Annotated in this window: 14 protein-coding genes; 7 read left to right on the top strand and 7 right to left on the bottom strand. The window is 71.3% G+C overall.

What is annotated here, in order from left to right:
* Window positions 1-172: 172 nt before the first annotated feature.
* From ACGFRB_RS06880 to ACGFRB_RS06890, 3 genes are all read left to right on the top strand, one after another.
* Window positions 173-1795 carry an MFS transporter gene (locus ACGFRB_RS06880; protein WP_363004844.1) on the top strand — a complete coding sequence of 541 codons (1623 nt, stop codon included), beginning with the start codon at window positions 173-175 and terminating at the stop codon, window positions 1793-1795.
* Window positions 1796-1899: 104 nt separating this feature from the next.
* Window positions 1900-2607 carry a TetR/AcrR family transcriptional regulator gene (locus ACGFRB_RS06885; protein WP_393240587.1) on the top strand — a complete coding sequence of 236 codons (708 nt, stop codon included), beginning with the start codon at window positions 1900-1902 and terminating at the stop codon, window positions 2605-2607.
* Between the two features lie 167 nt (window positions 2608-2774).
* A complete protein-coding gene (locus ACGFRB_RS06890) occupies window positions 2775-3839 on the top strand; it encodes an endonuclease/exonuclease/phosphatase family protein (protein ID WP_393239997.1) in 1065 nt (354 codons plus the stop codon).
* A 7-nt stretch (window positions 3840-3846) separates the two neighbouring features.
* On the opposite strand, the gene ACGFRB_RS06895 is transcribed toward ACGFRB_RS06890, so the two are convergent.
* From ACGFRB_RS06895 to ACGFRB_RS06905, 3 genes are all read right to left on the bottom strand, one after another.
* Window positions 3847-4833, bottom strand: coding sequence for an aldo/keto reductase (locus ACGFRB_RS06895; protein WP_393240000.1), 987 nt, complete (start codon window positions 4831-4833; stop codon window positions 3847-3849).
* A gap of 272 nt (window positions 4834-5105) precedes the next feature.
* Window positions 5106-5519, bottom strand: coding sequence for a cytidine deaminase (locus ACGFRB_RS06900; RefSeq protein WP_393240002.1), 414 nt, complete (start codon window positions 5517-5519; stop codon window positions 5106-5108).
* A 64-nt stretch (window positions 5520-5583) separates the two neighbouring features.
* Window positions 5584-7356, bottom strand: coding sequence for an NAD+ synthase (locus ACGFRB_RS06905; RefSeq protein ID WP_393240005.1), 1773 nt, complete (start codon window positions 7354-7356; stop codon window positions 5584-5586).
* A gap of 179 nt (window positions 7357-7535) precedes the next feature.
* Between ACGFRB_RS06905 and ACGFRB_RS06910 the strand changes: the two genes are divergently transcribed.
* The 4 genes from ACGFRB_RS06910 to ACGFRB_RS06925 all read left to right on the top strand — a co-directional run bounded on the left by ACGFRB_RS06910 (window position 7536) and on the right by ACGFRB_RS06925 (window position 9135).
* Window positions 7536-7727 carry a hypothetical protein gene (locus ACGFRB_RS06910; RefSeq protein ID WP_393240007.1) on the top strand — a complete coding sequence of 64 codons (192 nt, stop codon included), beginning with the start codon at window positions 7536-7538 and terminating at the stop codon, window positions 7725-7727.
* A gap of 11 nt (window positions 7728-7738) precedes the next feature.
* Entirely contained in the window at window positions 7739-8311 is a 573-nt protein-coding gene (locus ACGFRB_RS06915) for a hypothetical protein (RefSeq protein WP_393240010.1), read from the top strand.
* Between the two features lie 141 nt (window positions 8312-8452).
* Window positions 8453-8758: a hypothetical protein gene (locus ACGFRB_RS06920; protein WP_393240012.1), complete on the top strand. Its 306-nt coding sequence runs from the start codon at window positions 8453-8455 to the stop codon at window positions 8756-8758.
* A gap of 116 nt (window positions 8759-8874) precedes the next feature.
* Window positions 8875-9135, top strand: a complete 261-nt coding sequence (locus ACGFRB_RS06925) for a hypothetical protein (protein ID WP_393240015.1) — start codon at window positions 8875-8877, stop codon at window positions 9133-9135.
* 111 nt (window positions 9136-9246) lie between these two features.
* On the opposite strand, the gene ACGFRB_RS06930 is transcribed toward ACGFRB_RS06925, so the two are convergent.
* The 4 genes from ACGFRB_RS06930 to ACGFRB_RS06945 form a co-directional block, all read right to left on the bottom strand.
* Window positions 9247-10935 (bottom strand): multicopper oxidase family protein, encoded by a 1689-nt coding sequence (locus ACGFRB_RS06930; RefSeq protein ID WP_393240018.1) that lies wholly within the window; start codon window positions 10933-10935, stop codon window positions 9247-9249.
* A 67-nt stretch (window positions 10936-11002) separates the two neighbouring features.
* On the bottom strand, window positions 11003-11521 hold the full coding sequence (locus tag ACGFRB_RS06935; protein ID WP_393240020.1) for a hypothetical protein: 519 nt from the start codon (window positions 11519-11521) through the stop codon (window positions 11003-11005).
* A gap of 115 nt (window positions 11522-11636) precedes the next feature.
* A complete protein-coding gene (locus ACGFRB_RS06940) occupies window positions 11637-12059 on the bottom strand; it encodes a CBS domain-containing protein (protein ID WP_393240023.1) in 423 nt (140 codons plus the stop codon).
* 309 nt (window positions 12060-12368) lie between these two features.
* Window positions 12369-12995, bottom strand: coding sequence for a DUF305 domain-containing protein (locus tag ACGFRB_RS06945; protein WP_363005344.1), 627 nt, complete (start codon window positions 12993-12995; stop codon window positions 12369-12371).
* Between the last annotated feature and the right edge of the window lies 1 nt (window position 12996).

Below are 12996 nucleotides of genomic sequence, written 5' to 3' on the forward strand. Positions count from 1 at the left end.
GCGGGCGCATTCCGGCCGGGTCCCGCCGATTCGGCCAGGCCCGGCCGGAGGCGGGGCGGGCGGGACTGGGGTGCTTCCCGAGGCGTCGTACCCCCGCCCACCAGGCAAAATCTCCGTCAGCAAGTTCATATACGAGACGGTCTCGTATCGTAAGCGCACTAGGGTGAGCGGCATGTCTCAGCCGACTTCCGACTCCGCCGCTTCCGGGGCGCCCCGCGTCCCGGAAGCCGTGCACCGCCGCCGCTGGGCGATCCTCGGTGTGCTCATGCTCAGCCTGCTGATCGTCGTCCTCGACAACTCGATCCTCAACGTCGCCGTCAAGACGATCGCGAGCCCCGCGCCCACCGGCATCGGCGCCACCCAGAGCGAGCTGGAGTGGGCCATCAACTCCTACACGCTCGTCTTCGCCGGCCTGCTCTTCACCTCCGGCCTCCTCGGCGACCGCCTCGGCCGCAAGAAGGTGCTGCTGTTCGGCATAGCCGTCTTCGGCATCGCCTCCGCGCTCGCCGCCCAGTCCGGCACCCCGGGCGAGCTGATCGGCTTCCGCGCCCTGATGGGCCTCGGCGCCGCGTTCGTGATGCCCGCCACCCTCGCCGTGCTCATGAACGTCTTCGAGCGCGACGAGCAGCCCAAGGCCATCGGCATCTGGGCCGGCAGCGTCGGTCTCGCCATCGCCATCGGCCCCATCACCGGCGGTCTGCTCCTGGAGCACTTCTGGTGGGGCTCGATCTTCCTCGTCAACGTGCCCGTGGTGATCGCCGCGCTCGCGCTGATGGCCTGGCTGGTGCCCGACTCCAGGGACCCGCGGCCCGGCCGGATCGACCTGCCCGGCGTCCTGCTGTCCGTCCTCGGTCTCGTGCTGCTGGTGTACGGCATCATCCGCGGCGGCGAGCTGGCCAGTTTCACGGATGTCACCGTGCTGCTCCCGGCGCTCGGCGGTCTCGCCGTCCTCGTCGCCTTCGTCCTGTACGAGCGGCGCGCCGACCACCCCGCGCTCGACGTCTCGTACTTCCGTAAGCCGGCGTTCTCGGCCGCCGTCGCCGCCATCGCGCTGGTGTTCTTCGCCCTCATGGGGGTGACCTTCTTCTCCGCGTTCTACCTGCAGAGCGTGCGCGGCTACAGCGCGCTCGAATCCGGTCTGCTGATCCTGCCGCTCGCCGTCGCCCAGATGATCTTCGCGCCGCGCGCCCGGCACGTCGTCGACCGCTTCGGCGCCAAGGCCGTGTGCACGGTGGGCATGCTCGCCGTCGCCGTCGGTCTGGCCGCCTTCGCCTTCTTCGGCGCCGACACGCCGGTCTGGATCATGGAGGTCGTCTTCTTCGTCCAGGGCGCCGGCATGGCGCACATCATGCCGCCGGTCACCGTCACCGTGATGCAGGCGCTGCCGCGCGAGAAGGCCGGCTCCGGCTCCGCGATCAACAACACCTTCCGCCAGGTCGGCGGCGCGCTCGGGGTGGCCGTCCTCGGCTCCGTCCTGTCCACCACGTACCGGGGCGAGATCGACGAGCATCTCGCCGGGCTCCCGGCGGGGCTGCGCGAGACGGCGGGCGAGTCCATCGAGGCGACGCTCGGCGTCGCCGCGAAGATCGGCCCGGCCGGCCGCGACCTGGTCGCGCCCGCGTACGACGCCTTCCTCGACGCCATGCACGTCACCGCCCTCGGTTCGGCCGCCGTCGCCGTCCTCGGCGCGATCGTCGTCGCCCTCTTCCTGCCCGGCCGCGCCCCGGCGGGGGCCGCGCCGGACGCCGCCGTTCCGGGCGCCCGGGCGGAAGCGGGAGAATCGGTTCCGAGGTAGGCCAGGGCGAAGGAGGCGGAACGGACGTGTCGTACGAGACGACAGGGGCGAGGACCACCGACCCGGAGCGGGTGGCGGCACGGGGCGCGGCGCCGGGCGGGCCGGTGGCCGGCGGGCCGGGGCCCTCCGGGACGGGGAACGCGGGCCGGAGTACGGGGGCGGGGGCCCCGGCGGCCGCCTCCGACGCATCCCTCACGCCCGTCCCGTCCGCCGCCTCCGCCCCGTGTACCGGGCGCCGGGGACGGCCGCGCAGCGAGGCGGCGGAGGCCGCCATCTTCGACGCGGCGATCGGGATGCTGGAGCACGGGGTCCCGCTCGCCGATCTGTCCATCGAGAAGATCGCCCGCACCGCCGGGGTCGGCAAGGCCACCATCTACCGCCGCTGGCCCGGCAAGGAAGCCCTCCTCATCGACCTGCTGCGCTCCGTCGAACCCCCGGAGCCGGACCTGCCGGGCACCTCCGCCCGGGACGACCTCGTCATGCTCCTGGAGACCCTGCGGCAGCGCGGCATGGTCAAGCGGTCCTCCGCGCTGCTGCACAACGTGTACTCCCAGATGCGGATGTATCCCAAGCTCTGGGAGGCCTACCACCGCACGGTCATAGAGCCGCGCCGCCGGCTGTCCCTCGACGCCATCCGGCGCGGCATGGCGGCCGGCGAGATCCGCCCCGACCTCGACGTCGAGCTCGTCAACGACCTCTTCACCGGCCCCCTGCTGCTCCGTACGGTCATCCGGCCCGACGCGCCCCTGGAGCCCGGCCTCGCCGAGAGAATCGTCGACACCGTCCTGGAAGGCGTCCGGCCGCGGGTCTGACGGGGTGGCGGGTCCGGACGAATGTGCGCGTTCTGTCACAGGCGTACGCCCCGCATCACCTGCAGGAACCCGCCACGCGCGTCAGTCGTCCCTCGATGAGTACGACTGGCGCGGTATCACCTAGGGTCGGGACCGGGTCGGACAGCAAGGCAGTGAGGACGGCGGCGATGACGCGCGTGGACATGACGGGCACCGAGAACGGCGGCACACCGGACCATCACGACACCACCTTCCCGCCCGCCGAACCCCCCGGAAGGGGCGGCCGTCTGGCACGGCTGCGCCACGACCGGGGCATCTGGCGCCGGGGCGCGATCCTGGCCGGATGGGCGGTCCTGATCGCGCTGGTGATGGCCTTTCACTCCAGCATCCCCAACCGGATCGGCAACCTCGGCAGCCTGACCGAGACCTTCCTGCCCTGGTTCGGCGCGCTCGTCCCGGTGCTCTTCGTCCTCGCCCTGCTCCGCCGTTCCGCGACCGCGCTGATCGCGCTGGTCCTGCCCTGCGTGGTCTGGCTCAACCTCTTCGGCGGCCTCGTCGTCGACAAGTCGGCCGACGGCGGCGACCTCACCGTGGTCAGCCACAACGTCAACGCCGCCAACCCCGACCCCGAGGGAACGGCCCGTCAGATCGCGGACTCCGGCCTCGACGTGGTGGCCCTGGAGGAGCTCAAGAGCGACATGGTCCCGGTGTACGAGAAGGGCCTGGCCGCCGCGTACCCGCACCACTCCGTCCAGGGCACCGTCGGCGTGTGGAGCAAGCACCCGCTGCGCGGCGTCCGGCCGGTCGACATCCGCCTCGGCTGGACCCGCGCCCTGCGCGCCACCGTCGTCGCGCCGTCCGGCGACATCGCCGTCTACGTCGCCCATCTGCCGTCCGTACGGGTCAAGATGAACGCCGGTTTCACCGCCACCCAGCGCGACGACAGCGCCGACGCCCTCGGCGCGGCCATCTCCCGCGACCCGAACCCGCGCGTCGTCCTCCTCGGCGACCTCAACGGCACCATGAACGACCGCGCCCTGACCGCCGTCACCTCCCAGCTCCGCTCCACCCAGGGCGCGGCGGGCGACGGCTTCGGCTTCAGCTGGCCGGCCTCGTTCCCGATGGCACGCATCGACCAGATCCTCGTCCGGGGCGTCGAACCGCTGTCCTCCTGGACCTTGCCGGAAACCCGCAGCGACCACCTTCCGGTGGCCGCGCGGCTCCGCTTCCAGCCTTCGCCCGACCAGCCCTGACTTTGCGTCAGTTCACCGAGTCGAGCTTCTTCCGCTGCTCCTCGGTCAGTTCGAGGTCGACCGCGCCCAGGTTCTCCTCCAGCTGGGCGAGCGACGAGGCGCCGATGAGCGGGACGACCGGTACGGCGCCGCCCATCAGCCAGGACAGCACCACCTGGTTGACGGTGGCGCCGGTCTCCGCAGCCACCTCGCGGACCGCCGCCAGCCGGGGCTGGGTGCCCGCGTGCTCGAAGCCGGGGCCGAGCGGCTTGTCGTCCCGTACGTACGCGCCCGCGATGAGCGGTGAGTACGCGACCTGCGTCAGCTCCGGGGTGGCCCGCAGATAGCTGAGCAGGTCGCCGCTCACCAGGCCCTGGTTGCCGTCGGGGGAGCGCAGGGTCGGGATGTCGGTGCGCTGGCGCAGATAGCTGTGGTGGTGCTGGAGCACCTCATATCCGGGTACGCCCGCCGCGGCGGCCAGGGCACGGGCCCGTTCGACGCGCCAGGCCCAGTGGTTGCTCGCGCCGAGCAGCCCGGCGACCCCGTCCGCCACCACGTCGGCGAAACCGTGGACGGTCTCCTCCAGCGGGGTGTGCTCGTCCATGACGTGCGCGTAGAGCAGGTGGATCCGCTCGATGCCGAGCCGTTCGCGGCTCTGCTCGGAGGACTCCCGGATCGCCCGGGCGGACAGGCCCTCCACGTCCAGGCCGAAGGTGGTGGCGGGCTGGTTGGGGCGGGCGCCGAGCTTGGTGGCGATGGTCATCTCGTCCCCGGCGCCCCGGCTCTTCAGCCAGCGGCCGAGCAGCTCCTCGCTCTCGCCGCCCTGCGTTCCGTTCACCCAGAACGCGTAGTTGTTGGAGGTGTCGAGGAAGGTGCCGCCGGCCTCGGCGAACCGGTCGAGCAGTGCGAAGGAGGTGTCCTCGTCGACGAGGGTGCCGAAGTTCATGGTCCCGAGGCTCAGCACGCTGACCTCACGGCGGGTTTCGGGGGAGCTTCCGATGACGCGGTACTTCATGGCGGGTACGGCCTTTCGGGGTGGGTCGCTCGACTCGTGCGCGTGAAGGCCGTCCGCGGGGCGTGAGCCCGGGGCCCGGCCGGGGCGGCGGCCGGCGAAGGGGCACCGCCACCGAGGGGTGGTCAACGCGACGTGGGGGCGAATACTTCCCTCCGGGACGTGTGAACCGACAAGTTCTTCCGGTCAACTCGTCTGGCCGGCAGGTGCGTTGCCTGGCAGGCCGGCCCGGCGGACCTGCCTGGTGGACCTGGGCGGTGGCCGGGTCGTGGGGCCTACACGGGTTCGGTCTGGTGATCCGCCCAGACGTAGCTCTCGGGCAGCAGCTCGGCGATCGGGACGGCGCGTCGGCCGTCGCCGTTGCCGACGACGACCCGGACGCCCGGGTAGTAGTCGAGGAGGGCCTGCCGGCACCGGCCGCAGGGCGGGACGACACCGCGCTCCCGGTCGCCCACGGCGACGATCGTGACCAGGTCGTACGCGCCCTGGGCGGCCGCCGCGCCGATGAGGACGAGCTCGGCGCAGGGTCCGCCCGTGAAGTGGTAGGCGTTCACCGCGGTGACGATCCGGCCGTCCCGGTTACGGCCCGCGGCCGCCATGGTGTGGTTCTCGCCCCGGCAACGGGTGCGGGCGATGTGCGCGGCGGTTTCGACGAGTTCGTGGTCGACGGGGTGCGTGGAGGTGTTCATCGGGCGACTCTGTCTCGTGTGCGGGTGGTCGCGCAATCGAGTTCGGGCGGCCTAGGGGCAGCCCCTAACTCCAGCCTTCCCGCCACTGGTTGACGATGGGTAGGCGCCGGTCCTTGCCGAAGCCCTTCGCGGAGATCTTGGTGCCCGGCGGATACTGGCGGCGCTTGTACTCGGCGGTGTCGACCATTCGCAGCGTGCGGGTGACCAACTCCTCGGCGAAGCCCGCCGCGACGATCTCCGCGTGCCCTTGGTCGCGGTCGACGTACAGCTCCAGGATCCGGTCGAGGACGTCGTAGTCGGGCAGCGAGTCCGTGTCGACCTGACCGGGCCGGAGTTCGGCGCTCGGCGGCTTGGTGAGGGTGTGCTCCGGGATGGGCGGGGTCTCGCCGCGCGCCTCGGCGGCGCCGTTGCGCCAGCGGGCAAGGCGGTAGACGTCCGACTTGTAGACGTCCTTGATGGGCCCGAACGCGCCGACCGCGTCGCCGTAGAGCGTTGAATACCCCACCGCCAGCTCGGACTTGTTGCCCGGCGCCAGGACGAGATGGCCCTCCTGGTTGGACAGCCCCATCAGCAGCGTGCCGCGCAGCCGGGCCTGGAGATTCTCCTCGGCGAGTCCGGTGAGGCCGAGCGCACCCATGTAGGCGTCGAACATCGGCTCGATGGAGACGGTGCGGAAGCGGAGCCCGGTGCGGCGGGCCAGTTCGGCGGCGTCGTCGCGCGAGTGGCCGGAGGAGTACGCCGACGGCATCGACACCGCGTGCACCTGCTCGGGTCCGAGTGCGTCGCAGGCGATCGCGGCGACGAGGGCCGAGTCGATGCCGCCGGACAGACCGACGAGGACGGACCGGAAACCGCTCTTGGTCACATACGCGCGCAGCCCCGTCACCAGCGCCGCGTACACCTCCGCGAGGTCGTCCAGCGGTTCGGCCCGGCCACCGCTCTCCGTCGGCTCGTACGCGGCCGGCGGCTCGCCCGGCAGGACGGCCCGCTCGATCCGCAGCCCGTCGTCGACGACGCTCCCGGACTCCGGCGCCGCCGGGTCGGCGGCCGGCAGGTCCAGGTCGATCAGCAGGCAGGTCTCGGTGAACTGCGCGGCGCGCGCGAGGACTTCGCCCCGCGCGTCGACCACGATCGAGTCACCGTCGAAGACCAGCTCGTCCTGGCCGCCCGTCATCGCCACGTACGCCGTGACGCAGCCGGCCTCCCGGGCCCGGTCGCTCACGAGGGCGAGCCGGGTGTCGTCCTTGTTCCGTTCGTACGGGGAGGCGTTGACCGACAGGAGCAGCCCGGCGCGGGCGGCTCGCGCGGCCGGCACCCGGCCGCCGTCCTGCCACAGGTCCTCGCAGATCGCGAGCGCGACATCGACGCCGTGCACGCGCAGGACGGGCAGGGTGTCACCGCGCACGAAGTAGCGGTACTCGTCGAACACGCCGTAGTTGGGCAGGTGGTGCTTGGCGAACCGCAGCACCGCCTCGCCCCGGTGCAGCACCGCCGCCGCGTTCAGCGGCGCCCCGGCGGGCCGCCCGAGGCGCGGCTGGGCCCGCTCGGAACGGTCGAGGTATCCCACGACCACCGGCACCTCGCCGAGCCCCTCGGCGTCGAGCCGCCCCGCGAGCGCCCGCAGGGCGGCCCGGGAGGCCTCGACGAACGAGGGGCGCAGCGCCAGGTCCTCGACCGGGTAGCCGGTCAGGGCCATCTCGGGGAACGCGACGAGATGCGCACCGCGTTCGGCGGCCTGCCGGGTCCGGCGGAGCACGGCCTCCGCGTTCCCGTCGAGGTCCCCGACGGTCGAGTCGATCTGCTGGAGCGCGAGTCGTAGCTGTCGTCGCTGAGGCACGGGTCCACTCTAATCGTCACCTCGACGGTATGGGGCCCGACGCGTCGTTCCCGCCGGTCCGGGAGACTGGAGGTCTCCGGTCCGCTTGTGGCGGAGGGGAATACCGCCCGCCGGCGGCGCGACCGGAAGTCTTGACGTGCAGGGGAAACGATTCGGCAGGACGAGGGGGCGGGCGAGACGTGAGGAAGTGGGCTGTCCGGCTGGGGTGGGGGATTCCGCTGGGGGTCCTCATCGTCCTGGTCACCCGACTGGCCAGGGAGTGGGGCGGCCTCTACGAGGTGCTGATCCCTCCCGCGTTCGCGATCGGCTCCGGCGCGCTGATCGGGAGCTGGGTCAAGTGGCGGCGCTCGCGGGCGGGTGAAGACCGTTGAACGGAGGGGCCGTGGAACAAGACGCGGTGAAGAAAGTGGTGTTGCGACGGGTCTCCTGGCTGGTGATCGCCTGGGTGCTCATCGTGGGCCTGGGAACCCTTGCGATTGCGGCGGTGCTCAATGTCACCTCCGTCCATGGGTTCCGGAGGGGCTGGCAAGGGATACCGGTATTTCTGCTGCTCGCCGGCATCGCCGGGAGAGTCGCGAACTGCAAGGTGATGTTGGGCAAGGACTTGCTCACGGTGGTGGGGCCTCTGCGTACCCACCGCATCCCGAAGGCGGCGATCCGTGGTGTCCCGGTCGACAGTCAGGGATCGCTCGATATCGACCTTGGCAAGGAGTCGAAGGTCTGGGTATTCGCTTTCGGTGGGTCGCTTGTCGATCACTACGTCGGTTCGACCCGCAAGGCACAGCAGGAGATCAAGGCGTGGCTGAGGTCCTCCCCTGCAGGGGGCGCGCCGCAAGCCACCGCAGAGCCGCAGACTCAGTGGACGCGATGCTGGAGTGCTGACGCGTCTCTTGCCTTGGGTCTCGGAACTGTGATGATCGGTGTGATCTGGATGGCCCTCACCGGCGGTTTCTGACAGCGAACGACGGCGGCCACTGCGGCGGCCGCCGTCTCCGTCCGGCTCCGCCGTGCGGTCCGGTGGTCCGGTGGTCCGGTGGGGCGAAATGAGGGGGGCGCTCTTTCGGGGGCGTCCACGGCGAGAGTTCATCCAGTCGGAGTGAAGCGCTTCGGCCGGTCGATGGGGGTTCGTATGGTGGTGCATGTGGTCGCGTCGGAGACGGCGGCGTCTGGTGGTGGTGTCGACGCCGTGTCCCTGATCGCTTTCCTGCTCTTCGGGACATTCGGGGTAGCCATGCTTCTGAACATCAGGGGTGCTGCTGACGAATTCTTTCGACTCGTCTCCTATCTGATGTTCGGGAAGGTCGGTCTCGCCACGGTGGGGACGCTGAGGATCGTAGGCGGTGTGATGGCCGTGGTGTCGATCGCCAATCTCGCCGCCAGGATCGGTCCGCTGTTCATCTAGCCTTACCGCTTCGGTCGGGTGGAGTCCGGTGCGGCCGTGGCGAGAGGCCTTTGTGTTTCCGCGCCGCAGCGTGAGTGATATGCGGGCGGAATGGCGTGTGTGGGGGGTTGTCGAGCGTGGTGCCGGAAGTCGATTGGCTGCTCGCCGTGGGCGAAGGGGGCTCTCTTCGCGTGGTGTGGCAGGGGGGCGCGGCTGTCGTAGGGATCGCCCTGGCGGTCAATGTGAAGGATTGCGCCTATCGAATGCACGCGTTCTTCATGAACCACGGCACGGTCGGTCCAGGCCCGGGATTCTCGCCGAACCTGATCAGATTCCTGGGCGTTTTTCTCGCCGTCGGTTTCGGACTGACTTGCCTCGTGAATCTCGCCTCTGGCTGAGCCTCGGACCAGTCCCCTTCGTGTCGCCTCCGCGCCTTATGCGGAGGCGACACGTCGCGGTGTGGCGGGTGCGGCGGGTGTGGGGCGGACCGCCGCCGGGAAAGCGGCCCCCTATTCCGCCCGGTAGCCCAGGGTCGTCATCATCCCGGACTCCGAGTGGTAGACGTTGTGGCAGTGGATCATCCACAGGCCCGGGTTGTCGGCGTCGAAGTCCATCGTCAGCTTGCGGCCCGGCAGGATGACCGCCGTGTCCTTGCGGACACCGCTGCCCAACGCGAACGTGTGGCCGTGCAGATGGAGCGGGTGCCACATGGACGTGCCGTTGGTGAACTCGATCCTGACCCGCTCGCCCGCCGAGACGTCGTAACGCCGGGCCGGGTCGTACGGCCGGCCGTCGAAGCCCCAGTCGTACTTCATCATTCCGCCGGTGAGCCGGATCCGGATCGTCCGGTCCGGGGTGCGGGCCGCGAGGGCCGTGCCGGGGGCGGGCTTGAGGCGGTCGGCGGTGAGGACGCGGCCGTCCAGTTCCTTCGGCCGGATGATCGGGGCGGGCGCGGCGCCCTTGCCGGTGCGCAGCAGGGCGAGGCCGGTGGCGCGCTTGCCCTCGGCGAGCGCGGTGAGCGGGAAGACGCCGTCCTTGACGGTGACGAGGACGTCGTAGCGCTCGCCCATGCCGAGCAGCAGCGCGTCGGTCTTCGCGTGGGTGACGGGGAAGCCGTCGGTGTGGGTCACCGTCATCTCGTGGCCGCCGAGCGCGACCCGGAAGGCGGTGTCGCCGCCCGCGTTGACGAACCGGATCCGCACCCGGTCGCCGGGCTTGGCCCTGAACTCGCTCGGGGCGTCCGGGATCCGGCCGTTGATCAGGTAGTACGGGTAGTTCACATCGCCGGCGTCACCGCCGAGGAGCTCACTGGTGGCACCCATCATCATGCGGGACGGCCCGGTCGGCGGCGCGGACGTCGCCGACCCGCCGGCGGCCGAACCACCGGCAGCGCTCCCGGACCGGGTCATGGACATCGAGTGGCCGGAGTGGCCGCTGCCATGGTCCATCCCCGGCATGTCCCCCATGTCATGCCCCTCGCCGCCGTCCATGCCACCCATGCCCTGGCGCAGTTCGGCGAGTACGGCCTCCGGCGTCGAGCCGTCCACCCCGTCGACCCAGTCGTCGAGGACGACGACCCACTCCTTGTCGTACTTCAGCGGCTCCTTCGGGTCCTCGACGATCAGCGGGGCGTACAGCCCCCGGTCCTGCTGGGTGCCGGAGTGCGGGTGGAACCAGTATGTGCCGGGGTGCGCGACCGTGAAGCGGTACGCGAACTCCGCACCCGCCTTGATCTCCGGCTGCGTGACGCCCGGCACCCCGTCCATGTCGTTGCGCAGGGCGAGTCCGTGCCAGTGCAGCGAGGTGGTCTGGGGGAGGTGGTTGGCGAGGGTGAGGGCCAGGGTGTCGCCGGCCGTGACCCGTACCTCCTTGCCGGGCAGGTCGTCCCCGTACGCCCAGGTCCGGACCGTACGGCCGGCGCCGAGGTCCACGGTGGCGGGGGTGGCGGTGAGCTTGACCGTACGGACCGGGCCCCCCTTGCCCGGGGTGCGCTTGGCCTCGGCGGCGGCGACCTCGGGGCCGTGCGGGGAGACGTACGCCGCGCCCGGCGACGGAGCGGGATCGCTGGAACATGCGGCCAGCAGACCGGTCCCGGCGACGGCCAGCCCGGCACCGAGCGCGGACCGGCGGCTGAACCCGCCGGAGGAGAAGAAGGAGGCGGAAGAGGCGGGGGAGGTGGAAGGGGTGGAAGAAGACATGACGGAACGCGGCCTCTCGTATCAAAGAGGAAGAAGGAAACGGGGATGCTTCTGCTGCCCGTTCCGTCTAGATCCGCAGGACCGCCACCCGGTCGAGGACCGCGAGCCCCGGAGGCGGCTGCGGCCGCGCGATCCGCCGCACACCTGTCGGGCCCGCCCCGAGCCGCCCGGCACGGCGGCGCGCCCGCAGCAGCGCCGCGCCGCCGAGGACCACGACGAGCGCGCCGAGCACCGCGAGGCAGACGGCCAGCGGGCCGCCGTTTCCGTGGGCGGGCGGCATCGAGGGGTGGTTGTGCGGGGCGGCGTTCACGATGGCGGGGGCGGCCTGAGCGACCGGTGCGTTGGGGGAGTGGACGGCGGAATCGGCCTCCATGTCGGCCGTCGCCCCCCGCGCCAAGCCGTGGTGGCTGTGTCCGGCGGTGCCGGGCTCCTGCCCGGCGGTTGCCGGGGCCGCCATCCGTGTGAGCGCCGACGCGTTGTGGCCGGTCGGCCCGTGCCCCAGCGTGTGCATCGTGACCAGGCCGAACAGCAGGGCCGCGAGCAGCAGCAGCCGCTCCACGCCTCTGGTCCGCCTCGACTCCGACATACCGCGCAGCATACCCCCGCCCCGTATAGCGCGGACAAGCCCCCGCCCCGGTCGCGCGAACTCGGCGGCCGGGGTCGGTGGGCGTAGGGGGAGGAGGAGGGGAGAGGAGTGGGCGTCAGTGCGTGGCGTAGACGGTCTCGACGAACTTCGCCAGCTGCCCGTCCGACAGATGCTGTGCCAGATCGGCCTCACTGATCATGCCGACGAGCCTCTTGTTCTCGTCGATGACCGGCAGCCGCTTGATCCGGTGTCCCTGCATCTCGTCGAGCACCGCGCCCACATCCGCGCCGGTCTCGATCCAGCGCGGGGTGCCCTGCGCCAGCTCCCCGCAGGTGACCTTCGCGGGGTCGTGGCCCTCGGCCACGCAGCGGACCACGATGTCGCGGTCGGTGACGATCCCGCAGAGCCGCTCGTTTCCGTCGGCGATGGGCAGGGCGCCCACGTCGAGGTCGCGCATCTTCTGGGCGGCACGGTCGAGCGTCTCGTGAGCCGGGATCCACTGGGCCCCCGGATGCATGATGTCCTTCGCCGTGGTCATGGACTTCGCGCCCCTTTCGTCGAACGTGGTACGTCGTACGTCGTCGAACGCCGTGGTACGCGGCGGTGCCCTCGCCTCAAGCGATCAGGTCCGGTCCGATCAGGTCCGGTCTGAACTGGTCCGGTCCGGTCAGGTCCGATTCGACTCGTTGCGATCCGGACCGGCCCGCACACCGCCGTACGCACGCCCCCGGGTGCCCTTTCATTGTCCGCGCGCGACGCGGCCCCCGCGACCTCGGCGCGAGCCGGGGCCACGGGGGCCGTCATCCGCCGGAACGGGCGGGAACCGGAGAGTACGGCGCGGGCCGCGCTACGCGCCCCGCGCCTTCAACATGTCCGCCATCAGCTTGATCTCGGCGGTCTGCCCGTCGACCATGCCCTGCGCGAGATCCCGCTCGACCCCGGGCTCGCACGTGTCGACACAGCCCTCGGCCATGTGGACACCGCCCTTGTGGTGCGCGGTCATCAGCTTCAGATAGAGGACCTCGGCCTCGCGCCCCGACGCCTTGCGCAGCTGGTCCAGCTGCGCGCGGGTGGCCATGCCGGGCATCAGCGCGCCGTCCTCGGCGGCCGACTCGTCGTGCATGTCGCCCATGTCCATCCAGGCCATCGGCGCCTGGTCCGCCTGCACCTTCGGCAGCTGCCACAGGTCGAGCCAGCCCAGCATCATGCCGCGCTGGTTGGCCTGGGTGTTGGCGATGTCGTACGCGAGGCGGCGCACCTCCTCGTTCGTCGTCCGGTCGCGGACGATGAACGACATCTCGACGGCCTGCTGATGATGGACCGACATGTCACGGGCGAAACCCGCGTCCGCCGACAGGGTCGTCGGTGTGTGGCTCCTGGGGGAGCGGTCCGCGGAGGCGAAGGTGACCGCGCCGCCGGCGAACAGCAGCGCGAGGACCACGGCGGTGACGGACGCCCACTGCGTCCGGTTCAGC

The sequence above is a fragment of the Streptomyces sp. NPDC048718 genome (genome assembly GCF_043198875.1).
In the GTDB taxonomy this organism is placed as follows: domain Bacteria; phylum Actinomycetota; class Actinomycetes; order Streptomycetales; family Streptomycetaceae; genus Streptomyces.